Raw genomic sequence first — 24,010 nt, forward strand, 5'->3', positions numbered from 1 at the left:
GCGTCTGCCACGATGGTGGGCGTGACTACGGACCATCCCGCGCCGCCCGCCGTCGATCTCGCCCCCCACCTCGACCCGGCTGCGGTCGCGTCGTCCGACCTGGTGGACCTGCTCGCCGCGATCTGCGACGTGCCGTCGGTCTCGGGCGACGAGGCGGCCCTCGCGGACTCCGTCGAGCGGGTGCTGCGCGCGCAGCCGCACCTGGACGTGCTGCGGGACGGCGACGCGCTGGTCGCGCGGACGCGCCTGGGTCGTGACCGCCGCGTGGTGCTGGCCGGGCACCTCGATACCGTGCCGCTGACGGTCCCGCCGAACCTGCCCACGCGGCTCGAGACGACGCCGGACGGCCAGGTCGAGATGTGGGGCCGCGGCACGGTGGACATGAAGGGCGGGGTGGCGATCATGCTCGCCCTCGCGGTCGAGCTCGGGCGCCCGGGCCGCGAGCCCGTCGTCGACCTCACCTACGTGTTCTACGACCACGAAGAGGTCGAGGCGTCGCTGAGCGGGCTCGGCCGGCTCGTGCGGCACCACCCCGGGGCGCTCGCGGGCGACTTCGCGATCCTCGGGGAGTCGAGCAACAACGGGATCGAGGGCGGCTGCAACGGGACGCTGCGCGCGGAGGTCCGCACCACCGGGGTGGCCTCCCACTCGGCGCGGGCGTGGGCGGGGGTCAACGCGATCCACGCCGCGGCGCCGGTGCTTGCGCGCCTCGCCGCCTACGAGGCGCGCCAGGTCGAGGTCGACGGGCTGGTCTACCGCGAGAGCATGAGCGCGGTCGGCATCTCCGGAGGCATCGCGGGCAACGTCGTGCCCGACGCGTGCACCGTCACCGTGAACTACCGCTTCGCCCCGTCGCAGGGGGTCGTGGCGGCGGAGGCGCATGTGCGGGAGCTCTTCGACGGGTACGACGTCGTCGTGACGGACGCCGCCGGCGGTGCGCGCCCGGGCCTGGACGCCCCGCTGGCGGCGGACTTCGTCGCGGCAGTGGTCGCAGCCACCGGTGGCGAGCCGCGACCGAAGTACGGATGGACGGACGTGGCGCGGTTCGCGGAGCTCGGTGTCCCGGCGGTGAACTTCGGCCCGGGCGACCCGGTGCTGGCGCACAAGGACGACGAGCGCCTGCCCGTCGCCCGGCTCGCGGTGGGCCGCGACGCCCTCCGCTCCTGGCTGCTGGGCGAGGGCGCGGCGGCGGGGACAACGGCGACGGCGCAGGGCGCTTAGGCTCGAGGCATGACGCGAGCGACGACCTCACAGGGCAGCCCAGGTACCGGCCGCGGAGACGACGGGGTGCCGCAGAAGGGCAAGGGCTACCGCAAGGGCCCCGTGCTGCTGCGGGGCACCCAGATCCCTGCCCAGACCACCGACCAGCGGCTGCTCTCGAGCGGGGGGGACCCCGACTGGGTGCACTCCGACCCGTGGCGCGTCATGCGGATCCAGTCGGAGTTCGTCGAGGGCTTCGGCGCCCTGGCCGAGGTCGGGGCGGCCGTGTCCGTGTTCGGCTCCGCGCGCACGCAGCCCGACCACCCGGACTACGCGCAGGCCGTGGAGGTCGGACGGCTCCTCGCCGAGGAGGGGTACGCCGTGATGACCGGGGGCGGGCCGGGGATCATGGAGGCCGCCAACGCCGGTGCGCAGAAGGCGGACGGCACGTCGATCGGGCTCGGCATCGAGCTGCCGTTCGAGCAGGGCATGAACGAGTACGTGAACCTCGGCGTGAACTTCCGCTACTTCTTCGCGCGCAAGACCATGTTCGTCAAGTACGCGCAGGGCTTCATCGTGCTGCCGGGCGGGTTCGGCACGTTCGACGAGCTGTTCGAGGCGTTGACGCTCGTGCAGACGCACAAGGTGACGGAGTTCCCGATCGTCCTGGTGGGCACGGACTACTGGGGCGGGCTGCTCGAATGGCTGCGCGGGGCGGTCGCGGACCGGGGCATGATCGCACCGGCCGACCTCGACCTGCTCCACCTGACCGACTCGCCCGCCGACGCCGTCAGCTACGTGATCGAGCGCGGCCGGGCGCTGGCGGCGTCCGAGCGCGAGGCCCTGGACGAGCTCGTGGAGGACCAGCAGGACGCGGCGAGCGCCTCGGCCGACGGCTCGTGAGCGAACCGGGCACCGGAGGGACCGCGGGCGTGCCCGCCGCCGGGACCTCGCTGGTGCTCCGCGGCCGCGAGGTCGGCCGTGCGGACGGTGGTGGTCCGGACGGCGCGCTGCGGCCGGTGGTGATGGCGATCGTCAACCGCACCACCGACTCGTTCTACGCCCCGGCGCGGCTGTCCGACGACGGCGCCGCGCTCGACGCGGCGCACCGGGCGTGGGCGGACGGTGCGCAGATCCTCGACGTCGGAGGGGTGCGCGCCGGCGTGGGTCCCGAGGTCGACGAGGCTGCCGAGATCGCGCGGGTGGTCCCGTTCGTCGCGCGGGTGCGCGAGCAGATCCCCGACCTGATGGTCTCCGTCGACACGTGGCGCTCGGGTGTGGCCCGCGAGGCTGTCGCTGCGGGCGCCGATCTGGTCAACGACACGTGGGCCGGGCACGACCCGGCCCTGGTCGAGGTCGCCGGGGCGGCCGGCGTCGGCGTGGTGTGCTCGCACACGGGCGGGGCGGTGCCGCGCACCGACCCGTATCGGGTCGAGTACCCCGGCAGGGGCCACGACACGAGCCACGACACGAGCCACGACACGAGCCACGACACGAGCCACGACACCGACCCGCGGGACGGGGTCGTGGACGATGTCGTGGCGACCCTGCGGGCAGCGGCCGAGCGCGCGGTCGCGTGCGGAGTGCCGCCGCGGTCGGTGTTGGTGGACCCGACGCACGACTTCGGAAAGAACACCTGGCACTCGCTGCACCTCCTGCGCCGCACCGAGGCGCTCGCCGAGCTGGGCTTCCCGCTGCTGATGGCGCTGAGCCGCAAGGACTTCGTGGGGGAGACCCTGGGGCTCGGGCCGGACGAACGACTGGAGGGGACGCTGGCCGCCACGGCCCTCGCCGCGTGGATGGGCGCGAGCGTCTTCCGGGCGCACGACGTGCGTGCCACCCGGCGCGTCCTGGACCTGGTCGCGGCCGTCCGCGACGAGGTCCCGCCGCAGGCCGCGGTCCGTGGGCTGGCCTGACGCCCGACAGTCTCGCCTGTCGACCGCTGACGTCCGGGGTGTGGAAGTGATGGTCCGGTTCTGACCTAGAATGGTGAGGCGCGCCTCAACCCGCCCCGCCGACCGGCGGACGCCGGGAACGAGGTCAGGTCGAGGAACCAGACAACGGAATGGAGAGCCACAGATGGCTGCGATGAAGCCGCGGACGGGCGACGGGCCGCTGGAGGTCACCAAGGAAGGGCGCGGCATCGTCATGAGGGTCCCGCTCGAGGGTGGCGGCCGTCTGGTCGTGGAGCTGAACGCCACCGAGGCAACCGAGCTGGGCGAGGCACTCCAGGCCGTCGTCTCCTGACGACGACCGGGCCCGCGGCCGGGAGGATCCCGGAAGCCGCGGCCCGCCGGGACTGATCATGTGAGCGCGGGGCGGGTCGTCCGTCCCGCGCTCATGCGTGTGCGTACGAAGGTCGCTAGCGCCGCACGGCGAGCAGCAGCCCGTCACCGGACGGGGCGAGCGCGGACAGCACCCGCTCGTCCGCCCGCAGCGACCGCCCGACGTCGCGCACCACGGTGGTCGCCTCGTCCCGCCGCGCCGGATCGGGCACCCGGCCACCGTGCAGCGCCCCGTCGACGGCGAGGACCCCGCCCGGTCGCAGCAGCCTCAGCCCGGCCTCGACGTACTCCGGGTACGCGTGGGGTTCCGCGCCGACGAGCACCAGGTCGTACGCCCCGTCGGTGAGTCGCGGCAGGACGTCGGCGGGGCGGCCCGGGATCGCACGCGTGCGGGCGGGCGCCAGCCCTGCCTCGGCGAACGCCCGCTTCGCGGCGCGCTGGTGCTCCAGCTCCGGGTCGATCGTCGTGAGCACACCGTCGTCGGGCATGCCGCGCAGCATCCAGAGGGCGGCCACGCCGGTGCCTGTGCCGACCTCGACGACGGCACGTGCGCCGAGCGCGGCGGCCACGACCTGCAGCAGGGCACCCGTGCCGGGGGACGCTGCCTGGCACCCCAGCTCGGCGGCGCGCTCACGGGCGCGCAGCAAGACGTCGTCCTCGGGGACGAAGGCCTCGCTGTAGGCCCAGGCGGCGGTACGACCGCTGCGGGCGTCGACGTCGGTGCTGATAGTGGGTCCTCCACGGCGGGTCGCCGGCGGACGGCCGGCGTCGTGATGCTGCGGTGATCGTACGCGGGAACGACCCGGCGTGCCTGGACGTTGCCGTGGGACGATGGGTGTGATGACGAAGAACCCTGCTCCCGTGCACGCCGCGCCAGTGGCGCCCGCGCCGCCCGGCGCTGCGACGACCTCGGACACCGGGGAAGGATCGCAGGACCAGGCACCGTGGACGCCTCCGACCTGGGACGCGATCGTCCGCGAGCATTCCGCACGGGTCTACCGGCTGGCGTACCGCCTGAGCGGCAACCGGCAGGACGCCGAGGACCTGACGCAGGAGACGTTCCTGCGCGTCTTCCGTTCCTTGTCCAGCTACACCCCGGGCACGTTCGAGGGCTGGCTGCACCGCATCACGACCAACCTCTTCCTCGACCAGGTCCGACGGCGCAAGCGCATCCGCATGGAGGCCATGGGCGACGACGCCGCGCGGGTCGCAGCGCCGGAGGACCACAGCCGGCCCGAGCGCGGTTTCGAGCACGCCAACCTCGACAACGACGTGCAGGCGGCGCTCGACGCGCTGCGGCCCGAGTACCGCGCCGCCGTCGTGCTGTGCGACATCGAGGGGCTCAGCTACGAGGAGATCGCCGTGACCCTGGGGATCAAGCTCGGCACGGTCCGCTCCCGCATCCACCGGGCTCGCGCGCAGCTCCGAGACGCGCTGGAGCACCGTCGCGCGGAGGTGACGGCGCGAGGCGCGAGCGGCAGGGCCGGGTCGTGACGGGGTTCTTCGGCTCGGGTCACCTCGGCGCGAGCCATCTCGGGACCTGGGTGAGCGACCTCGCCGACGGCCAGCTCGACGCGGCGACCACGGAGCGGGCGCTCGCCCACGTGGCGCGCTGCGCGCGGTGCGCGGCCGAGCTCGACGCCGCACGAGCCGCGCACCGCGCGCTCGCCGCCGCCTGCGACGTGGCCCCGGACCCGGCACTCACCGACCGCCTGCTGGCGCTGTCGGCGTCGATCCCGTCCACGGCGGGGGACCCGCTGCGCGACCCGGGCCGCTCCAGCGCGTGGGAGCGTCCGGCCGCCTGGGAACCCGCGCTGACCGGCGATCTCGGCTCGAGGCGCCGCCATCGCACCCGTCGTCTGGTCGCCGTGGGCGCCGGCGGCGTCGGGGTGCTCGGCATGGCGCTCTTCGTCCTCGGGCAGGCGCCGGTGGTCAGCCCGGACCCGTCGAGGGCCGCTGCGCTCACACTGCTGGCGGGAGCGGAGACGACCGTGGGTGACGTGACCGTCGCCGGGGAGACGACCGCCGAGTCCCTCGCCTGGTTGCAGGAGCACGGCTGGGAGGCGCCGACGTCGCTGCCCGCGGGGTACGAGGTCACGGCGCTGCGGACCGGGACGTGCCAGACCGGCGACGGCGCTGACGCCGCGTCCGTGGAGCTGGATCTCACCGGACCGGACGGCGCTGCCGTCGTGTGCCAGCGGCAGGGACGTCTCGCCGACGTCGGCGGCGCCGGCGTGGAGGGCCCCGGCGCCCTGGACGTCGACGGCCACGACCTGCGCGTGCTCTCGACCGAGCCGTGGCACGTCGCCTGGCAAGCCGGGGACACCGCGATCGACGTCGCCGCCGACGTGCCGGCCGACGTGCTCGCCGAGCTCGTCGCAGCGTTCCCGGTTTCCGCCGAGGGCGACGGCACGGGCGTGCTGCGTGAGATCTCGCGCGGATGGACGACCATGACAGGAGCCCTCTGGCGACGATGACCACGCCTCCCGACCCCGCCGACGACCTGTTCGCGCCGCCCGAGCCGCCCGAGCGTGCACCCGAGCCGCCCGCACGGGACCCCGAGCCGGCGCCGCATCTCACCCTGCCCGCGTCGCCTTACCCGACGCTCCCGACGCTCGCGGTGCCCATGCCCCAGCCCTCGGGCACGGGCGCGACGGCGACCGACCCGCTCCCGGTGGCGGCGCGAGACGCGCCGCGCCGCCGCCGCCCGCGGACGGCGGCCGTCGTCGTGGTCGCCCTGCTCGCGGGTGCGGTGGGCGGGTTCGCCGGCGACCGGCTCTCGGACGCGCTCGCCGACGGCCGTCCGGCCGACGCGGCGCTCCCCGAGCCGGCCGCAGCACGCCAGGGCACGGCGGAGACAGCGGGGGAGCGCCCCGCGGGCTCGGTGGCCGCGCTGGCCGCCGACGTCCTGCCGAGCGTCGTCTCGATCCAGGTCGCGGGCGCGGACGGGGTCGCCACGGGCTCGGGCTTCGTGCTGCGTGCGGACGGCTACATCCTCACCAACAACCACGTCGTGGCCGGGGCGACCGGCGCCGACGACAACGCCGTGGTGACGTTCGCGGACGGCCGGGAGCGGGACGCGGAGGTGGTCGGCCGCACGGCCGACTACGACCTCGCCGTCATCAAGGTGGACGAGAAGGGCCTCGTGCCGCTCGTCCTCGGCGACTCCGACGAGGTCGTGGTGGGCGACCCGGTGCTCGCGGTCGGCGCGCCCCTGGGCCTGGACTCCACGGTGACGACGGGGATCGTGAGCGCCCTGCACCGGCCCGTGCAGGCCGGGGACGAGACGGGCGGCGCCGCGGCGACCGCGTTCATCGACGCGATCCAGACGGACGCCGCGATCAACCCCGGCAACTCCGGCGGCCCGCTGGTCGACGCGGACGGCGAGGTGGTGGGCATCAACTCGGCGATCGCGCAACCGCCCGGTGCCGCCGCCGCGACGGGCAGCATCGGCCTCGGGTTCGCGATCCCCGCCGCCCAGGCGCGGCACACCGCGGAGCAGCTGATCGAGTCGGGGCACGCCACGTACCCCGTCATCGGGGCCCTGATCGACACGTCGTACACCGGCGAGGGCGTGCAGGTCTCCAGCGATGCCCAGCAGGGCCAGCCGGCCGTGACGCCGGACGGCCCCGCCGACCGCGCCGGGATCCGGCCGGGCGACGTGATCCTCACGATCGACGGGCGGCCGGTCGCGCGGAGCGACGAGCTGATCGTGGCGATCCGCGCGCGGCAGCCCGGCGACGCCGTGACGCTGCGCGTGCGCGACGACGGCGACGAGCGGGACGTGCGCGTGGTGCTGCAGGAGAAGGAGAGCGGGTGACGCGGCGACGCAGGTCCGCCGCGAGTCCACCCCGCCGGGTCCGTCCGTCCCCCTCCGACCGTTAGGCTGCTGCCGTGTTGGACATCAACGGCGGTGAGCTCATCATCATCGTGGTGCTTGCCGTCCTGCTCATCGGGCCCGAGCGCCTCCCCGGTTACGCCGCCCAGCTCGCCTCGCTCGTGAAGCGTGGCCGGGGCCTGCTGCGCGACGCGAAGGAGCGGGTGGACACCGAGCTCGGCCCGGAGTTCAAGGACGTGGACTGGTCCAAGCTCGACCCGCGCCAGTACGACCCGCGCCGGATCGTGCGGGAGGCGCTCCTCGACGACGACGAGTCGGCGCCGACCCCGAGGGCCGCCGCGCCCGCCGCTGCCCCGACGTCCGCCACGGGCGACGCCGCGAGGTCGGCCGCCCCGGCACCGTTCGACGACGAGGCCACCTGATCCCACCCATCGGGACCGCCCCCGACGTGGTTTCCGAGGTGCCCCGCCGACCTGCCACAATGGACGCCATGTCCGACGTCGCCACCCCCGGTTCTCTCGAACACGGTTCCCTCGAGCGCGGGACCGCCCCACAGGGACTGCCTCGCATCTTCTCCGGTATGCAGCCGACCGACGGTTCGCTGCACCTCGGGAACTACCTGGGAGCCCTGGCCCAGTGGGTGGCGCTCCAGGAGGACCACGAGGCGCTCTACTGCGTCGTCGACCTGCACGCCCTGACCGTGGGCCCGGATCCGGCCGCGCTGCGCGAGCGCACGCGCCGCACGGCCGCGCAGTACCTCGCGGGGGGCATCGACCCGGGGCGGTCGATCCTCTTCGTGCAGTCCCACGTCGCGGAGCACGCCGAGCTGGCCTGGGTACTGAGCTGCCAGACCGGGTTCGGCGAGGCAGGCCGGATGACGCAGTTCAAGGACAAGTCGGCGAAGCAGGGGGCCGAGGGCACCACGGTGGGCCTGTTCACCTACCCGGTGCTCATGGCGGCAGACATCCTGCTCTACGACACCGACCTGGTGCCGGTGGGCGAGGACCAGCGCCAGCACCTGGAGCTCACCCGCGACCTGGCCCAGCGGCTCAACGCCCGCTTCGGCGAGGGCACCGCCGTGGTCCCCGAGGCGCACATCGTCAAGGCCGTGGCCAAGATCCAGGACCTCCAGGAGCCCACGGCCAAGATGAGCAAGTCGAACGCCGGCGGCAAGGGCGTCGTCTGGCTGCTCGAGGACCCGAAGAAGGCGGTCAAGGCGATCAAGTCCGCCGTCACGGACGCCGACGAGACCTATGGGGTGCGCTACGACCCCGCGGCCAAGCCGGGCATCTCCAACCTGCTGACCATCTTCTCGGCGGTCACGGGTCGCGGCGTGGACGAGATCGCGGCCGAGTACGACGGCCGCGGCTACGGCTACCTCAAGGCGGACCTGGCGGACGCGGTCGTCGCCTTCCTCGAGCCCTTCCAGGCCCGGGCCCAGACCTACCTGTCGGACCCGGCCCAGCTCGACAAGGTGCTCGCCGACGGCGCCGAGCGGGCGCGGGAGATCGCCCGACCGGTGCTCGGCCGGGTCTACGACCGGTTCGGGCTGCTGCCGCGAGGCGCTCGGTGAACCTTCCCGAACGCGGCCCTTCCCAGGTGCGGATCGGCGTCGCCATCGCGGTGCCCGAGCCGTTCGGGAGCCGGCTCCAGGACGCGCGCGCCCGGCTCGGCGACCCGCTCGCGCACGCCATCCCGCCGCACATCACGGTGATCGGCCCTACCGTCGTCGACGTGTCGGTGCTGGACGCGGTGTCCGAGCACCTCGAGAAGGTGGCCGCAGAGACGCCCCCGTTCCGCGTGCACCTGCGCGGTGCCGGCACGTTCCGCCCCGTCTCGCCCGTCGTGTTCGTCTCGCTCGCCGAGGGCATCGCGGAGTGCGAGCAGCTGGAGATGGCCGCCCGGTCGGGGGTGCTGGCACAGGACCTGCGCTTCAACTACCACCCGCACGTCACGGTGGCGCACGAGGTGGCCGACGCCTTCCTGGACCGGGCCTTCGACGAGATGGCCGACTTCGACGGGGTCTTCGAGGTCGACCGGCTCTGGCAGTACGAGCACGGCGACGACGGCGTGTGGCGTCCCCACCGCTGGTTCCGGCTCGCGGGGGCGTCCTCGGCTTCCTAGGGTCGGCCTGTGAGCGCAGCCGTCGACCGGGTCAAGGCCCTGATGGAGTGGTGGAACGACACGCGGCTATCCCGGGCGCTCTCGTGGTACGGCGCCCGCCGGGGTGCGCTGCTGTGCGGCGGCATCGCGTACACGGCGCTGTTCTCGCTCTTCGCCGGGCTGACGATCGGGTTCAGCGTCTTCTCCGCCGCGCTCGGTAGCCGCCCCGAGCTCCAGGCGGCGGTGTTCGAGCAGATCGACACCTGGATCCCGGGGCTGATCGCGACGGGCGGCAAAGAGGGCGCCCTGGCGCCCGAGAACCTCGTCCTCTCGCACGCCCTGAACCCGGCGACCGTCGTCGCGGTGGTGGTGCTGCTCTTCTCCGCCATCGGTTTCATGAGCGCGATCCGCATCTCGGTGCGCACGATGTTCGACGAGCCCACCACGGCGGAGAGCCCCGTGTGGTCCAAGGTGTGGGCCCTGGTCGGCTTCGTGCTGCTGGGCGCGATGGTGCTGGCATCGGCGGCCGCGAGCATCGTCTCCCGATGGGTGGGCGGCGAGGTGCGCGACGTCCTGGGCAGCTCGGCCCTCGTCGGCTGGGCCCTCAGCCTGGGGAGCGTCGCCGTGGGCGTGGTCCTCGACGCGTTCCTGGTGTTCCTGCTCGTCCGGGTGGTCGCCCGGGTCCACCCGCCCCGCACCCGGGACCTGGTCCTCGGGTGCCTGGTCGCCGGCCTCGTCGCCGGGTTCCTGCGCTGGGCGGGGACGTCGATCATCGTCGGCAGCGCGGCGCGCAACGCGCTCCTGGCGTCCTTCGCCGTCATCGTCACGGTGCTCGTGCTGGTCAACTTCGTCGCCCGCGTGCTGCTCATGGTCTGCGCGTGGATCTTCGACCCGCCGCGCCTGGACGAGCTGGAGCGGGCCGAGGCCGAGCTCCGTGCCCGCCGCAGGGCCCTCGAGACCGAGCGCATCGTGCGACAGGGGCAGGGCAGCGGAAGGCCGTGGAGCCCCGTCGTACGGGGGGTACGACGGGGCTCCTACGACCGGGGGGCTCCCAGCGTCAGAACGCGCGGGTGATCATCGCGCGCTTGACCTCCTGGATCGCCTTGGTCACCTCGATGCCGCGGGGGCAGGCCTCGGTGCAGTTGAAGGTCGTGCGGCAGCGCCACACGCCCTCCTTGTCGTTGAGGATCTCCAGGCGCTGGGTGGCGCCCTCGTCGCGGCTGTCGAAGATGAACCGGTGCGCGTTGACGATCGCCGCCGGGCCGAAGTACTGCCCGTCGGTCCAGAACACGGGGCACGACGACGTGCACGCGGCGCACAGGATGCACTTGGTGGTGTCGTCGAAGCGGGCCCGGTCCTCGGCGGACTGGATCCGCTCGCGGCTGGGCTCGTTCCCCGAGGTGATGAGGAACGGCATGATCTCGCGGTAGGAGGCGAAGAACGGCTCCATGTCGACCACGAGGTCCTTGACCACGGGCAGGCCCTTGATGGGCTCCACGGTGATCGGCTTGTCCGGGTTGACGTCCTTGAGGAGCGTCTTGCAGGCGAGCCGGTTGCGGCCGTTGATGCGCATGGCGTCGGAGCCGCACACGCCGTGGGCGCAGGAGCGACGGAACGTCAGGCTCCCGTCCTGCTCCCACTTGATCATGTGCAGGGCGTCCAGGACGCGGTCGGTGCCGTGCGCGGTGACCGTGAACTCGTCCCAGGTCGATTCCTCGCCGTGCTCCGACTCCGGGTTGTAGCGCCGGATGCGCAGCGTGACCTCGAACGAGGGGATGGCGCCCACCTCGGGCTTCAGCGACTCGGTCGCGGGGTTCTCGAGAACAGCAGTCATCAGTACTTCCGCTCCATCGGCTCGTAGCGCGTCTGGGTGACGGGCTTGGATCCGAGGACGACCTTGTAGTCCCCGAAGTCCTCGACGTGGTCGAAGTAGCCCGTGACGTGCCCGTCGGCGGCGTCGGAGGCCGACGTCGGACGGCGGTACGCCATCGTGTGCAGCATGTAGTTGGAGTCGTCCCGGTCCGGGTAGTCCTCGCGGTAGTGCCCGCCGCGCGACTCCTTGCGGTTGATCGCCGCGACGACCGTGACCTCGGCGATGTCGAGCAGGAACCCCAGCTCGATGGCCTCGAGGAGGTCGGTGTTGAACAGCTTGCCCTTGTCCTGAACCGAGACGTTCCGGTAGCGCTTCTGCAGCTCACGGATCGTCGAGAGCGCCTCGTTCAGCGAGTCGCCGGTGCGGAACACCTGGGCGTTCGCGTCCATGGTCTCCTGCAGGGCCTTGCGCACGTCGGACACGCGCTCGCCGTCGGGCCGGTCGCGCATCTCGGTGAGCTGCGCCTCGACGCGGGCGGTCGGTGCCTCGGGGAGCTCCCGGTGCTGGTGGACCGTCTTGGAGTACGCGGCCGCCGCGCGCCCGGCCCGCTTGCCGAAGACGTTGATGTCGAGCAGCGAGTTGGTGCCGAGCCGGTTGGAGCCGTGCACGGACACGCACGCGACCTCGCCGGCCGCGTAGAGGCCCTTGACGACGGTGTGGCTGTCGCGGAGCACCTCGCCCTGCACATTGGTCGGCACGCCGCCCATGGCGTAGTGCGCCGTGGGGTACACCGGCACGGGCTCGGTGTAGGGCTCGACGCCGAGGTAGGTGCGCGCGAACTCCGTGATGTCCGGGAGCTTGGCGTCGATGTGCGCCGGCTCCAGGTGCGTGAGGTCGAGCAGCACGTAGTCCTTGTTCGGGCCGGCGCCGCGGCCCTCCCGCACCTCGTTGGCCATCGACCGGGCCACGATGTCGCGCGGCGCGAGGTCCTTGATGGTGGGCGCGTAGCGCTCCATGAACCGCTCGCCCTCGGAGTTGCGCAGGATGGCGCCCTCGCCGCGTGCGGCCTCCGAGAGCAGGATGCCCAGGCCGGCGAGGCCCGTCGGGTGGAACTGGAAGAACTCCATGTCCTCCAGCGGCAGGCCGCGGCGGTAGGCCAGCGCCATGCCGTCGCCCGTGAGGGTGTGCGCGTTCGACGTGGTCTTGAAGATCTTGCCCGCGCCGCCGGTGGCGAAGATGATCGCCTTCGCCTGGAACACGTGGATCTCGCCCGACGCGAGGTCGTAGGCCACGACGCCGGTCGCGTTGACCTCGGCGCCGTCGGCCAGCTCCTCGGTGGTGAGGTCGTGGTCGGTGAGCAGGTCGAGCACGTAGAACTCGTTGAAGAACTCCACGTCCTGCTTCACGCAGTTCTGGTAGAGCGTCTGCAGGATCATGTGCCCGGTGCGGTCCGCGGCGTAGCAGGCGCGGCGCACGGCGGCCTGCCCGTGCTCGCGGGTGTGCCCGCCGAAGCGACGCTGGTCGATCCGGCCCTCGGGGGTGCGGTTGAACGGCAGCCCCATCTTCTCGAGGTCGAGGACGGAGTCGATGGCCTCCTTGGCGAGGATCTCGGCCGCGTCCTGGTCGACGAGGTAGTCGCCGCCCTTGACCGTGTCGAAGGTGTGCCACTCCCAGTTGTCGTCCTCGACGTTCGCGAGGGCCGCGGCCATGCCGCCCTGGGCGGCGCCGGTGTGGGAGCGGGTGGGGTAGAGCTTGGAGATGACGGCGGTGCGGGCCTCGCCGGAGGCCTCGAGCGCCGCACGCATGCCGGCGCCGCCTGCGCCGACGATGACGACGTCGTACTGGTGTGTCTGCATCGGGGGAGCCAGTCCTTAGTTCGCGGAACAGATCGACGGCAGGAGGTTCGCCGGCGCATCCGGCGGGCAGGGGTTGAACGTGAAGATCACGAGCGTGCCGAGCACGACGACGATCACGGACGCCAGGTAGAGCAGCACCTTGAGCACGCCGCGCGTCGCGTCGCGCTGGGCGTAGTCGTTGATGACGGTGCGCACGCCGTTGGTGCCGTGGATCATCGCGAGCCACAGCATCAGCAGGTCCCAGACCTGCCAGAACGGGCTGGACCACTTACCGCCGACGAAGGCGAAGTCGATCGCGTGCACGCCCTCGCCGACCATGAGGTTGACGAACAGGTGCCCGAAGACGAGCACGAGCAGCAGCACGCCCGACACCCGCATGAACACCCAGCTGTACAGCTCGTAGTTGCCGCGCGTGGTCTTGCGCCGCGCGTACGGGGAGCGGGGTTCGGCGATCGCGGACGGGGACCCGGTCTGTGCCGCTGCCATCAGTGCCCACCTCCGAAGACGTTCATCAGGTGCCGCGGCAGGAAGCCGGCCATGGTGACGACGAACAGGCCGACGACGACCCAGAGCATGGCCCTCTGGTACTTCGGGCCCTTGGCCCAGAAGTCGACGAGCACCACGCGGACGCCGTTGAACGCGTGGAAGACGATCGCGGCCACGAGGCCGGCCTCCCCGAGTCCCATGATCGGCGTCTGGTACGTCCCGATCACGGCGTTGTAGGCCTCGGGCGAGACCCGGACCAGTGCGGTGTCCAGGATGTGCACGAGGAGGAAGAAGAAGATGAGCACGCCGGTCACGCGATGCGCGACCCAGGACCACATGCCTTCACGGCCGCGGTAGAGCGTGCCAGCAGGTGCTGTAGGCACGGGGGGAGCCTCCGTTGGCGGATTCTGGGTGGATTCCGTTCACGTTCACTGTAGTGACATCAGGTCGTCTCGCGGCACACGGGGTCCGGCAAACCGGGGCGCTCCCGTGCCTTTCGTGACCTATTCCACAGGGTTGACGTCGCCGACGGCTCGGCCGTCAGCACGCCTATGCTGCGGACATGAGCACTGCGGCACCTCCGTCCGGATCATCGAGCCCGGCCGGACCGGCCTCCCGACCGATCCCTGGGTTCTACGCCGTGGTCCCCGCCGGCGGCGCCGGCACCCGGCTGTGGCCGCTGTCCCGCGCGGGCGCCCCCAAATTCCTGCACGACCTCGCCGGTACCGGGCGCTCCCTGCTGCAGGGCACGGTGGACCGGCTCGGGCCGCTCACCGGCCCCGGCGGCGTGGTGCTCGTCACCGGGACGCAGCACGTGCCCGCGGCCCGCGAGCAGCTGCCCGAGCTCGGGGCGGACGACGTCCTGGCCGAGCCCTCGCCGCGGGACTCGATGGCGGCGATCGGGCTGGCGGCCGCGGTGCTCGAGCACCGGCACGGCGACGTCGTCGTCGGCTCGTTCGCCGCGGACCAGGTGGTGTCGGGCACGGCCTCCTTCGAGGCGGCGGTGCGCGAGGCCGTCGCGGCCGCGCGCGCGGGGTATGTCGCGACGATCGGGATCGCCGCCTCGCGCCCGTCCGTGGCGTTCGGCTACGTGCACAGCGGCGACCCCCTGGGTGTCGACGACGCGCCGAGCGCCCTGCACGTGCGGGGTTTCACGGAGAAGCCGGACGCCGCGACCGCCCGCGAGTACGTCGCCTCCGGGGAGTACCGCTGGAACGCGGGGATCTTCGTGGCCCGCGCGTCGGTGCTGCTCGGCCACCTTGCGCAGCAGCGGCCGGCCCTGCACGACGGGCTCCGCGCCGTCGCGGCCGCCTGGGACGGCCCGGACCGCGACCGGGTGCTGGCCGAGGTGTGGCCAGGCCTGGAGAAGATCGCGATCGACCACGCCGTGGCCGAGCCCGTCGCGGCCGAGGGCGGCGTCGCCGTCGTTCCGGGCACGTTCGGCTGGGACGACGTGGGGGACTTCAACTCGCTCGCGGCCCTGCTCCCGTCGGACGACGACAGCGGGTCCAAGGTGCTCGGCGACCCGGGGGACGTGGTGCGCGTGCAGTCGGCCGGGTCCGTCGTCGTACCCGGCGGGGACCGGGTGGTGGCGCTGCTCGGCATCGACGACGTCGTCGTGGTGGACACGCCCGACGCCCTGCTGGTGACGACCCGTGCCCGCGCCCAGCAGGTGAAGGACATGGTCGACGCGATGCGCTCGCACGGCCGCGAGGACCTCCTGTGAGCGCCCCCGTGGACGCCGGCGCGCGGCTCGACGAGGTCCTCGCGGCCCTCGAGGCCGAGCTGATCGAGATCCGCCGCGACGTGCACGCGCACCCCGAGCTCGGCCGCCAGGAGGTGCGCACCACCGCCCTGGTGGCCGACCGCCTGCGCGCGGCGGGTCTCGCGCCGCGGCTGCTGGAGGCCACGGGGCTGGTCTGCGACGTCGGGCCGGAGCGCTCGGCGGACGGGCGCGGCCGCGTCGCGCTGCGCGCCGACATCGACGCGCTGCCGCTCGACGACTCCTGCGGGCTGCCCTTCGAGTCCGTCGTGCCGGGCGTCGCGCACGCCTGCGGCCACGACGTGCACACCACGGTGGTGCTCGGCGCGGGGCTGGCGCTCGCCGCCCTGCACGACGAGGGTCTGCTCGACCGCGGGGTGCGGCTCGTCTTCCAGCCGGCTGAGGAGGTCACGCCCGGCGGCGCGCACGACGTCGTGGCGCAGGGCGCGCTGGACGGCGTCGACCGGATCGCCGCGGTGCACTGCGAGCCCAAGCTCGACGTCGGGCAGGTCGGCACCCGGATCGGCCCCATCACCTCCGCCTCCGACAGCGTCACCGTGACCCTGTCGTCGGGCGGCGGGCACACGTCGCGGCCGCACCTGACCGGGGACGTGGTGTACGCGCTGGGCCAGGTCATCACGCAGGTGCCGGCGGTGCTGAGCCGGCGGCTCGACCCGCGCTCCGGCGTGAACCTCACCTGGGGCACCGTGCACGCGGGCAACGCGCACAACGCGATCCCGGCCACCGGCACGGTCAGTGGCACGCTGCGCTGCCTCGACGTGCGCGCCTGGGAGCGGGCCAGCCAGGTGCTGCACGACGCGGTGGAGCAGGTGGTGGTCCCGTACGAGGTGGACGTGACAGTGCGGCACGCGCGCGGCGTCCCGCCGGTGGACAACGACGCGGCGGTGACGGGCGCGCTCGAGGCCGCCGGCGCCGCGGTGCTCGGGCCCGACGGCGTGGTGCTCACGGAGCAGTCCCTCGGCGGCGAGGACTTCGCCTGGTACCTGACCAAGGTCCCGGGCGCGATGGCCCGGCTGGGCACCGGGACGCCGGGGGAGCGGCGCTACGACATCCACCAGGGTGACCTGGTCGTGGACGAGCGGTCGATCGCCGTCGGGGCCCGGCTGCTGGCACGTTTCGCGCTGCAGCCCTGATTCACCGGAAAGTCTCCGGCGTGTTCCCGGTCGATACCGCTTCGGTAACGACTACTGCGGGTTCGTGGCGCGCGGTACTCCGCGTCCCCAGCGGTGACTAGGATTCCCTGCGTGACGGGCCGGACGACCCTGGCCCGACGAACGATCGACAGGAGCGACAGGTGAAGAGAGCGATCCAGCTCACTGCCCTCGCAGGCGTCGCCGCGCTCGCGCTGGCGGCTTGTGCCGAGGCCCCGGAGGAGTCCGGTGGCGACGGGGGCGGTTCGGCCGCCGCGAGCGACTTCAAGCCGTGCATCGTCTCGGACCAGGGCGGGTTCGACGACAAGAGCTTCAACCAGCTCAGCTACGAGGGTGTGCTCCAGGCCGCGGAGGAGCTCGGCACGGAGGCCGTCGAGGTCCAGTCGCAGTCCGAGAGCGACTTCAAGCCGAACCTCGAGTCCCTCGTCGGGCAGAACTGCGACACGATCGTGTCGGTGGGCTTCGCGCTCTCGGCCGCGACGATCGAGTCGGCGACCGCCAACCCGGAGTCCGAGTACATCATCGTCGACGACGCCGCGGACGCGGACTTCGACGGCACGACGGACGCCGAGAACATCAAGCCCTTGCTGTACGACACCGCCCAGGCCGCGTTCCTGGCGGGCTACCTGTCGGCCGGGTACTCGGAGACGGGCAAGGTCGGCACGTTCGGCGGCCAGCCGTTCCCGACCGTGACCATCTTCATGGACGGCTTCAAGCAGGGCGTCGAGTACTACAACGAGGCCAAGGACGCCGAGGTCGAGGTCGTCGGGTACTCCGGCGGCGACGAGGGGTCGTTCACGGGCGGCTTCGAGGCCAACGAGACCGCGAAGACGACCGCGCAGAACATCATCGACCAGGGCGTGGACGTGCTCCTGCCCGTCGGCGGCCCGATCTACCAGTCCGCCATCGCGGCGATCCAGGACTCGGGCAAGGACGTGGCCCTCGTCGGCGTCGACGCGGACTTCTTCGAGACCGACCCGTCCACCCAGGACTACGTGCTGACGTCGATCCTCAAGAAGATGGACGTCTCCACCTACGACGCGGTGATGGCGGCCGGCAAGGGCAACTTCGACCCGACGCCGTACGTCGGCACGCTGGAGAACGAGGGCGTGGGGCTCGCCCCGCTGCACAACTTCGAGGACAAGGTCGACCCGGCCCTCATGGAGGAGGTCACCGCCCTCCAGGAGAAGATCATCTCTGGCGAGGTCGAGGTCGACTCCTACCTCTCCGGCCTCTCCGGCAAGGAGTGATGGCAGCGGCGTGACGGCACGTTGAGCGGTGGCGCGGTCCGCATGGACCGCGCCACCCGTGCGTGACCTATGCAGACGGCGTCGGGGCTGCCCCTTGAGAGGCTGCCCCGGTGAGAGGCTGATGGCGGTGCGCTGCTCCACCACCTCCTGAGACCCCGCGATCGGACGGAAGGCTGAGCATGAGGCTCGAGCTGCGAGGCATCACGAAGCGCTTCGGCGCGCTCGTGGCGAACGACCACATCGACCTGGTGGTGCAGCCCGGCGAGATCCATTGCCTGCTGGGCGAGAACGGCGCCGGCAAGTCCACGCTGATGAACGTGCTCTACGGCCTGTACCAGGCCGACGAGGGCGAGATCCTGCTGGACGGCGAGGTCCGGACCTTCGACGGGCCCGGCGACGCGATGGCGGCCGGTATCGGCATGGTGCACCAGCACTTCATGCTCGTGCCCGTGTTCTCGGTGGCCGAGAACGTCATGCTCGGCCACGAGTCCACGCGCGCCGCAGGCGTGCTCGACCTGGACAGCTCGCGCACCAAGGTCACCGAGATCGCCGACCGCTTCGGTTTCCACGTGGACCCGGACGCGCTGGTGGAGGACCTCCCCGTGGGCGTGCAGCAGCGGGTCGAGATCATCAAGGCGCTCGGGCGCGACGCGGACGTGCTGATCTTCGACGAGCCGACCGCGGTGCTCACCCCCCAGGAGACCGACGAGCTCATGGGGATCATGCGCCAGCTGCGGGACGAGGGTGCGGCGATCGTCTTCATCACGCACAAGCTGCGCGAGGTGCGGGCCGTCGCGGACCGCATCACCGTGGTGCGGCACGGCAAGGTGGTCGGCGAGGCCAGCCCCACCGCCACCGACGCGGAGCTGGCCTCCCTCATGGTGGGCCGCGCCGTCGAGCTCACCGTGCGCAAGGACGAGCCGCAGACCACGGCCAACGAGCTCGTCGTCACCGACCTGCGGGTCGCCGGCCCGGACGGGCAGGTGCTGGTGGACGACGTGAGCTTCACGGTGCGCGGCGGCGAGGTGCTCGTGGTCGCCGGGGTGCAGGGCAACGGACAGACCGAGCTGACCGAGGCGCTCGTGGGCCTGCAGGAGTCGGTGACCGGCAGCGTGCGGCTGGACGGCAAGGAGCTGGTGGGCCGCTCGGTGCGCCGGATCCTCGACGCCGGCGTGGGCTTCGTGCCCGAGGACCGCACGGTGGACGGGCTGGTCGGCGAGTTCACCATCGCCGAGAACCTCGTGCTCGACCGCACCGACGGGCCGCCGTTCGTGCGGCACGGCACCCTGCAGCTCGCGGCGCGCGACCAGTTCGCCGTGGAGAAGGTCGCCGAGTTCGACGTGCGCACCCAGGGCATCGAAACTCGCGTGGGCCGGCTGTCGGGCGGCAACCAGCAGAAGGTCGTCCTGGCGCGGGAGCTCTCGCGCGACCTCAGCCTGCTGGTCGCCGCGCAGCCGACCCGCGGCGTCGACGTCGGCTCGATCGAGTTCATCCACAAGCGGATCGTCGAGACCCGCGACACCGGCATCCCGGTGCTGGTGGTCTCGACCGAGCTCGACGAGGCCGTCGCCCTGGCCGACCGGATCATGGTCATGTACCGCGGGCGCGTCGTCGGCATCGTCCCGGCGACGACCCCGCGCGACGTGCTCGGCCTCATGATGGCCGGCATCGCGCCGGAGACCGGCCCCGAGGCAGGCCCCCAGACCGGCCCCCAGAACCAAGGAGACGCGGCGTGAGCGGCGAGACGCCCCGGCCCGACGGCACCGACCCGGACGGTACGCAGCCCGAGGTCCCGGAACCCGGGTCCTCGACGGGCTCGACGCGCTCGACGCGCTCGACGGGCTCGACGCGCTCGACGGGCGATCTCGTCGACCCCGACTCGCCGCTGGGCGAGGCGCTCGAGACGGTCGACCCGGAGGCCGAGCCCGGCCTGGCGGAGGCGCTCGAGCAGGAGGTCGCCCGCGAGCAGGCGCCCGCCCTGGACGAGTCCGGCGACCGGTGGCGCGACGCGCTGCGGCGCGCGACCTCCGGCGGCTGGGCCGTGGCGCTCGGCGCGATCGTGCTCGCGATCGTGGCGGGCTCGATCCTCATCGTCGTCACGGACGAGGAGGTGGTCGCCGCCGCGCCGTACTTCTTCGCCCGCCCGGGCGACACGCTCGCGTCGATCGGCCAGGCCGTGGGCGGCGCGTACTCCGCGCTCTTCCAGGGGGCGGTCTACAACTTCGGCGCCGACTCGTTCGCGCAGGGCATCCGCCCGCTGACGCAGACCCTCACGAACGCCACGCCGCTGATCGCGGCCGGCCTGGGCGTCGCGCTCGCGTTCCGCGCGGGCCTGTTCAACATCGGCGGCCAGGGGCAGATGCTCATGGCCGCCACCGCCGCCGGCTGGATCGGCTTCGGCGTGACCGGCCTGCCGTTCCCCCTGCACATGCTGCTCTGCCTGGTCGCGGGCATCGCCGCCGGCGCGCTGTGGGCGGGCATCGCGGGCCTGCTCAAGGCCCGCACCGGCGCGCACGAGGTGATCGTCACGATCATGCTCAACTACGTCGCGTTCTACCTGCTGTCGTACTTCCTCGCGACGCCCGGGCTGATGCAGGCGCCGGGGTCGGCCAACCCGAAGACGCCGCCGATGCAGGACAGTGCCGTGCTGCCGGGGCTGCTCGGCGAGCGCTACAACCTGCACTGGGGCTTCGTGCTGTCGCTGCTCGCCGTGGTGGGCGTCTGGTGGCTGCTCAACCGCTCGAGCGCCGGCTTCGCGTTCCGCGCCGTGGGGGAGAACCCCAAGGCCGCGCGGGTCGCGGGCATCGACGTGCCCCGCACCACGGTGCTCGTCATGCTCGTCGCCGGTGGTCTGGTGGGCCTCGCGGGCACACAGCAGGTGCTGGGCACCGTGACCACGGGCTTCAGCGCCGACATCGACGCCGGCATCGGCTTCGACGCGATCACGGTCGCGCTGCTGGGCGGCTCCTCGCCGTGGGGGGTGCTGGGCGCGGGCATCCTCTTCGGCGGCTTCAAGGCCGGCGGCTCCGCGATGCAGGCGGCGCAGGGCATCCCCATCGAGATCGTGCTCGTCGTGCAGTCGCTGATCGTGCTGTTCATCGCGGCGCCGCCGCTCGTGCGGGCCATCTTCCGCCTGCCGCAGCCGGACCGGGCGCCGAAGCGACGAGAGCGCCGCCGTCGCACCGCACAGGAGGGACAGGCATGACCGCCACGACCGTCGACGCCCCGGGGCCCGCCGCCTCGCGGGCCACGTCGCGCACCGTCAGCACGGTGACGTGGAAGGCCGTCATCGGCCTCGGGGTGGTGCTCGTCCTGTACGCGCTGCTCCTGTTGGTCGGGCCGCACGAGGGGTCGGCTCGTTTCCAGCTGTCCACCAGCACCGACTACGTCGTGCTGTCCACGATCGTGGTCCCGGCCATGGCCACCGCCTGGGTGTGCGGCGCCGTGGGGATGCTCGTGCTCGGGTTCGCCGCCGTGCGCACCCGGGCCGGGCGGCCGGTGCCGGTCTGGGCGATCGCCGTCTTCGTCGCCGCACTCCTCGTGGGCTTCCTCGCCTGGGCCGCCGCCGGCAGCCCGCGCGACCTGTCTGTCGTCGGCCTGCTGAGCGGCGCCGTCGGGCTGTCCGTGCCGATCGTCTACGGCGCGCTCGGCGGCGTCGTGGGCGAGCGTGCCGGCGTGGTGAACATCGCGATCGAGGGCCAGCTGCTCGCCGGCGCGTTCGTCGCCGCCATCGTCGGGTCGATCACGAACAGCCCCTGGGCCGGCCTGTTCGCCGCGGTGGTCGCGAGCGCCCTGGTGGCGCTGGTGCTCGGCCTGTTCACGATCACCTACAAGGTCAACCAGGTGATCGTCGGCGTGGTGCTCAACGTGCTGGTGATCGGCCTTACCAGCTTCTTCTACTCGGAGCTGCTGGTCCCCAACACCGAGGCGCTCAACGCCACCACGCGCTTCGAGCGCCTGCCGATCCCGCTGCTCGAGCGCATCCCGATCGTCGGCCCGGTGCTGTTCAACCAGACCATCGTCGTGTACCTGATGTTCGTCGCCGTCGCCGCGGTGTGGTTCGCGCTGTTCCGCACCCGCTGGGGCCTGCGGGTGCGCGCCGTGGGCGAGCACCCCAAGGCGGCGGACACGGTCGGCATCGACGTCGTGCGCACCCGGTACCGCGCGGTCCTCATCGGCGGCGCGATCGCCGGCATGGGCGGCGCCTTCTACACGGTGGTGTCGATCAACCAGTTCGGCCGGGAGATGACGGCGGGCGCCGGGTTCATCGCCCTCGCGGCCGTCATCTTCGGCAAGTGGGACCCGCTGCGCGCCGCGCTGGCGGGCCTGCTGTTCGGCTTCGCCACGAACCTGCAGAACGTGCTGTCGGTGGTGGGATCCCCGGTGCCGAGCCAGTTCATGCTCATGCTCCCGTACCTGGTGACGCTGCTGGCGGTGGCCGGGCTCGTCGGGCGGTCGCGTGCCCCCGCGGCGTCCGGGACCGCGTACACCAAGGAATAGGGGGCACAGCCATGCCCGACGAGCACATCGACTGGGACACGCTGCGGGCGGCGGCGCGCGACGTCGTCACCCGGGCGTACGCGCCGTACTCCGGGTTCCCGGTGGGCGCGGCGGCGCTCGTCGACGACGGGCGCGTGGTGGTGGGCTGCAACGTGGAGAACGCCGCCTACGGCGTGACGCTCTGCGCCGAGTGCTCGCTGATCTCCGCGCTGGTCACCGGCGGGGGAGGCCGCCTCGTCGCCTTCACCTGCGTGGACGGTACCGGCGAGGTCCTCATGCCCTGCGGGCGCTGCCGGCAGCTGCTGTGGGAGCACGGCGGGCCCGACCTCCTCGTCGAGTCCGTCCGGGGCGTGGTGCCCATGACCGAGGTGCTGCCCGACGCGTTCGGCGTGCAGGACCTCGAACGCCACAAGGGAAGGGGCACGGCATGAGCAACACCTCGTCAGGTCACGAGCCATTCGACGCCGTCGACGTCATCCGGGCCAAGCGGGACGGACTCCCGCTCGGCCCCGACCAGATCGACTGGGTGGTGGGCGCCTACACCCGTGGGGCCGTCGCCGAGGAGCAGATGTCGGCGCTCGCGATGGCGATCCTGCTGCGGGGAATGAGCCGGCCCGAGGTGGCCCGCTGGACGGGCGCGATGATCGCCTCCGGGGAACGGATGGACTTCTCCGGCCTGTCGCGCCCCACGGCGGACAAGCACTCCACCGGCGGGGTGGGCGACAAGATCACCCTGCCGCTCGCGCCCCTGGTGGCGTCGTTCGGGGTCGCCGTCCCGCAGCTCTCCGGGCGCGGGCTCGGCCACACCGGCGGCACCCTGGACAAGCTGGAGGCGATCCCGGGCTGGCGCGCCTCGCTGACCAACGCCGAGCTCATGGACCAGCTCGAGGACGTCGGCGCCGTGGTCTGCGCCGCGGGCGCCGGCCTCGCCCCCGCCGACAAGAAGCTCTACGCCCTGCGCGACGTCACCGGCACGGTCGAGTCGGTGCCGCTCATCGCCAGCTCCATCATGAGCAAGAAGATCGCGGAGGGCACGGGCGCGCTCGTGCTCGACGTGAAGGTCGGCTCGGGCGCGTTCATGAAGGACCTGGAGTCCGCGCGGGAGCTCGCGCGCACCATGGTGGACCTGGGCACGGACGCGGGGGTGCGCACGGTCGCGCTGCTCACCGGCATGCAGGTACCGCTGGGCCGGACGGCGGGCAACGCGCTCGAGGTCCGCGAGTCGGTGGAGGTGCTCGCCGGCGGCGGCCCCGCCGACGTCACCGACCTGACGGTGGCGCTCGCGGTCGAGATGCTCGCGGGCGCGGGACGCCCGGTGCCCGAGGCGGAGGTGCGCGCCGCGCTCGGCGACGGGCGCGCCATGGACGTGTGGCGGCGGATGATCGCGGCGCAGGGCGGCGACCCCGACGCGCCGCTGCCCGTCGCCCGGCACCGCGAGGACGTGGTCGCCGACCAGGGCGGCGTCCTCGCCCGCCTGGACGCGTACGGCGTGGGCATCGCGGCCTGGCGGCTCGGTGCGGGCCGCTCCCGGCGCGAGGACCCGGTCCAGGCGGGTGCGGGCGTCGAGATCCATGTGCGCCCCGGCGAGCGTGTCGAGCCCGGGCAGCCGGTGCTGACGCTCCACACGGACACCCCGGAACGCTTCGACCGGGCCCGCGCGGCGCTGGACGGCGCGTGGTCCGTGGCCGAGGACGGCGGCCCGGCCGCGGTGGCGCCGCTGGTGCTCGACCGGATCGGCTGAGGGC

Annotated in this window: 24 protein-coding genes; 19 read left to right on the forward strand and 5 right to left on the reverse strand. The window is 72.9% G+C overall.

Going from position 1 to position 24,010, the window contains the following annotated elements:
* Positions 1-12 precede the first annotated feature (12 nt).
* The 4 genes from dapE to AC1C2W_RS04140 all read left to right on the forward strand — a co-directional run bounded on the left by dapE (position 13) and on the right by AC1C2W_RS04140 (position 3,447).
* On the forward strand, positions 13-1,221 hold the full coding sequence (gene dapE / locus AC1C2W_RS04125; RefSeq protein WP_495412463.1) for a succinyl-diaminopimelate desuccinylase: 1,209 nt from the start codon (positions 13-15) through the stop codon (positions 1,219-1,221).
* A 9-nt stretch (positions 1,222-1,230) separates the two neighbouring features.
* Positions 1,231-2,103 carry an LOG family protein gene (locus AC1C2W_RS04130; protein WP_495387650.1) on the forward strand — a complete coding sequence of 291 codons (873 nt, stop codon included), beginning with the start codon at positions 1,231-1,233 and terminating at the stop codon, positions 2,101-2,103.
* Positions 2,104-2,132: 29 nt separating this feature from the next.
* Positions 2,133-3,116, forward strand: coding sequence for a dihydropteroate synthase (locus AC1C2W_RS04135; protein WP_495412464.1), 984 nt, complete (start codon positions 2,133-2,135; stop codon positions 3,114-3,116).
* Between the two features lie 163 nt (positions 3,117-3,279).
* A complete protein-coding gene (locus AC1C2W_RS04140) occupies positions 3,280-3,447 on the forward strand; it encodes a DUF3117 domain-containing protein (RefSeq protein ID WP_079573043.1) in 168 nt (55 codons plus the stop codon).
* A gap of 115 nt (positions 3,448-3,562) precedes the next feature.
* Here the strand turns inward: AC1C2W_RS04140 and AC1C2W_RS04145 are convergent, their stop codons facing one another.
* Positions 3,563-4,132 (reverse strand): O-methyltransferase, encoded by a 570-nt coding sequence (locus AC1C2W_RS04145; protein WP_495387648.1) that lies wholly within the window; start codon positions 4,130-4,132, stop codon positions 3,563-3,565.
* A 193-nt stretch (positions 4,133-4,325) separates the two neighbouring features.
* Here AC1C2W_RS04145 and sigE point away from each other — a divergent pair, with 193 nt between their 5' ends.
* From sigE to AC1C2W_RS04180, 7 genes are all read left to right on the forward strand, one after another.
* Complete coding sequence (sigE, locus tag AC1C2W_RS04150; RefSeq protein WP_495387647.1) at positions 4,326-4,979, forward strand: RNA polymerase sigma factor SigE; 654 nt, start codon at positions 4,326-4,328, stop codon at positions 4,977-4,979.
* Positions 4,976-5,962 (forward strand): zf-HC2 domain-containing protein, encoded by a 987-nt coding sequence (locus AC1C2W_RS04155; protein ID WP_495387646.1) that lies wholly within the window; start codon positions 4,976-4,978, stop codon positions 5,960-5,962. The genes sigE and AC1C2W_RS04155 overlap by 4 nt, the downstream gene beginning before the upstream one ends.
* Complete coding sequence (locus AC1C2W_RS04160) at positions 5,959-7,305, forward strand: S1C family serine protease (protein ID WP_495387645.1); 1,347 nt, start codon at positions 5,959-5,961, stop codon at positions 7,303-7,305. Before AC1C2W_RS04155 ends, AC1C2W_RS04160 begins: the two co-directional genes overlap by 4 nt.
* A gap of 74 nt (positions 7,306-7,379) precedes the next feature.
* The gene (locus AC1C2W_RS04165; RefSeq protein ID WP_495387644.1) at positions 7,380-7,745 is read left to right on the forward strand and encodes a twin-arginine translocase TatA/TatE family subunit; all 366 of its coding nucleotides are present in this window, start codon (positions 7,380-7,382) and stop codon (positions 7,743-7,745) included.
* Positions 7,746-7,813: 68 nt separating this feature from the next.
* Entirely contained in the window at positions 7,814-8,896 is a 1,083-nt protein-coding gene (gene trpS, locus AC1C2W_RS04170; protein WP_495412465.1) for a tryptophan--tRNA ligase, read from the forward strand.
* Entirely contained in the window at positions 8,893-9,447 is a 555-nt protein-coding gene (locus AC1C2W_RS04175; RefSeq protein WP_495412466.1) for a 2'-5' RNA ligase family protein, read from the forward strand. Before trpS ends, AC1C2W_RS04175 begins: the two co-directional genes overlap by 4 nt.
* Positions 9,448-9,456: 9 nt before the next feature.
* Entirely contained in the window at positions 9,457-10,500 is a 1,044-nt protein-coding gene (locus tag AC1C2W_RS04180; RefSeq protein WP_495412467.1) for a YihY/virulence factor BrkB family protein, read from the forward strand.
* On the opposite strand, the gene AC1C2W_RS04185 is transcribed toward AC1C2W_RS04180, so the two are convergent.
* From AC1C2W_RS04185 to sdhC, 4 genes are read right to left on the reverse strand one after another with little or no spacing between them, the layout of a single operon-like run.
* Positions 10,484-11,260: a succinate dehydrogenase iron-sulfur subunit gene (locus tag AC1C2W_RS04185; RefSeq protein ID WP_495387640.1), complete on the reverse strand. Its 777-nt coding sequence runs from the start codon at positions 11,258-11,260 to the stop codon at positions 10,484-10,486. The two genes, AC1C2W_RS04180 and AC1C2W_RS04185, sit on opposite strands and share 17 nt — an antisense overlap.
* Positions 11,260-13,095 carry a succinate dehydrogenase flavoprotein subunit gene (gene sdhA, locus AC1C2W_RS04190; RefSeq protein ID WP_495412468.1) on the reverse strand — a complete coding sequence of 612 codons (1,836 nt, stop codon included), beginning with the start codon at positions 13,093-13,095 and terminating at the stop codon, positions 11,260-11,262. Before sdhA ends, AC1C2W_RS04185 begins: the two co-directional genes overlap by 1 nt.
* Before the next feature lie 15 nt (positions 13,096-13,110).
* Positions 13,111-13,581, reverse strand: coding sequence for a succinate dehydrogenase, hydrophobic membrane anchor protein (gene sdhD / locus AC1C2W_RS04195; protein WP_495412469.1), 471 nt, complete (start codon positions 13,579-13,581; stop codon positions 13,111-13,113).
* Complete coding sequence (gene sdhC / locus AC1C2W_RS04200; RefSeq protein WP_495412470.1) at positions 13,581-13,964, reverse strand: succinate dehydrogenase, cytochrome b556 subunit; 384 nt, start codon at positions 13,962-13,964, stop codon at positions 13,581-13,583. Before sdhC ends, sdhD begins: the two co-directional genes overlap by 1 nt.
* A gap of 179 nt (positions 13,965-14,143) precedes the next feature.
* Here sdhC and AC1C2W_RS04205 point away from each other — a divergent pair, with 179 nt between their 5' ends.
* From AC1C2W_RS04205 to AC1C2W_RS04240, 8 genes are all read left to right on the forward strand, one after another.
* Positions 14,144-15,307 (forward strand): mannose-1-phosphate guanylyltransferase, encoded by a 1,164-nt coding sequence (locus tag AC1C2W_RS04205; RefSeq protein WP_495387636.1) that lies wholly within the window; start codon positions 14,144-14,146, stop codon positions 15,305-15,307.
* Positions 15,304-16,497 carry an amidohydrolase gene (locus tag AC1C2W_RS04210; RefSeq protein WP_495412471.1) on the forward strand — a complete coding sequence of 398 codons (1,194 nt, stop codon included), beginning with the start codon at positions 15,304-15,306 and terminating at the stop codon, positions 16,495-16,497. The genes AC1C2W_RS04205 and AC1C2W_RS04210 overlap by 4 nt, the downstream gene beginning before the upstream one ends.
* Before the next feature lie 161 nt (positions 16,498-16,658).
* Positions 16,659-17,765, forward strand: coding sequence for a BMP family lipoprotein (locus tag AC1C2W_RS04215; RefSeq protein ID WP_495387634.1), 1,107 nt, complete (start codon positions 16,659-16,661; stop codon positions 17,763-17,765).
* 179 nt (positions 17,766-17,944) lie between these two features.
* The gene (locus AC1C2W_RS04220; RefSeq protein ID WP_495412472.1) at positions 17,945-19,501 is read left to right on the forward strand and encodes an ABC transporter ATP-binding protein; all 1,557 of its coding nucleotides are present in this window, start codon (positions 17,945-17,947) and stop codon (positions 19,499-19,501) included.
* Positions 19,498-20,970 carry an ABC transporter permease gene (locus tag AC1C2W_RS04225; RefSeq protein WP_495412473.1) on the forward strand — a complete coding sequence of 491 codons (1,473 nt, stop codon included), beginning with the start codon at positions 19,498-19,500 and terminating at the stop codon, positions 20,968-20,970. The genes AC1C2W_RS04220 and AC1C2W_RS04225 overlap by 4 nt, the downstream gene beginning before the upstream one ends.
* Positions 20,967-22,265: an ABC transporter permease gene (locus AC1C2W_RS04230; RefSeq protein ID WP_495387632.1), complete on the forward strand. Its 1,299-nt coding sequence runs from the start codon at positions 20,967-20,969 to the stop codon at positions 22,263-22,265. Before AC1C2W_RS04225 ends, AC1C2W_RS04230 begins: the two co-directional genes overlap by 4 nt.
* 11 nt (positions 22,266-22,276) lie before the next feature.
* A complete protein-coding gene (locus AC1C2W_RS04235) occupies positions 22,277-22,696 on the forward strand; it encodes a cytidine deaminase (protein WP_495387631.1) in 420 nt (139 codons plus the stop codon).
* Entirely contained in the window at positions 22,693-24,006 is a 1,314-nt protein-coding gene (locus AC1C2W_RS04240) for a thymidine phosphorylase (protein ID WP_495387630.1), read from the forward strand. The genes AC1C2W_RS04235 and AC1C2W_RS04240 overlap by 4 nt, the downstream gene beginning before the upstream one ends.
* Positions 24,007-24,010 lie beyond the last annotated feature (4 nt).

It is taken from the genome of Isoptericola sp. Y581, from assembly GCF_059445475.1.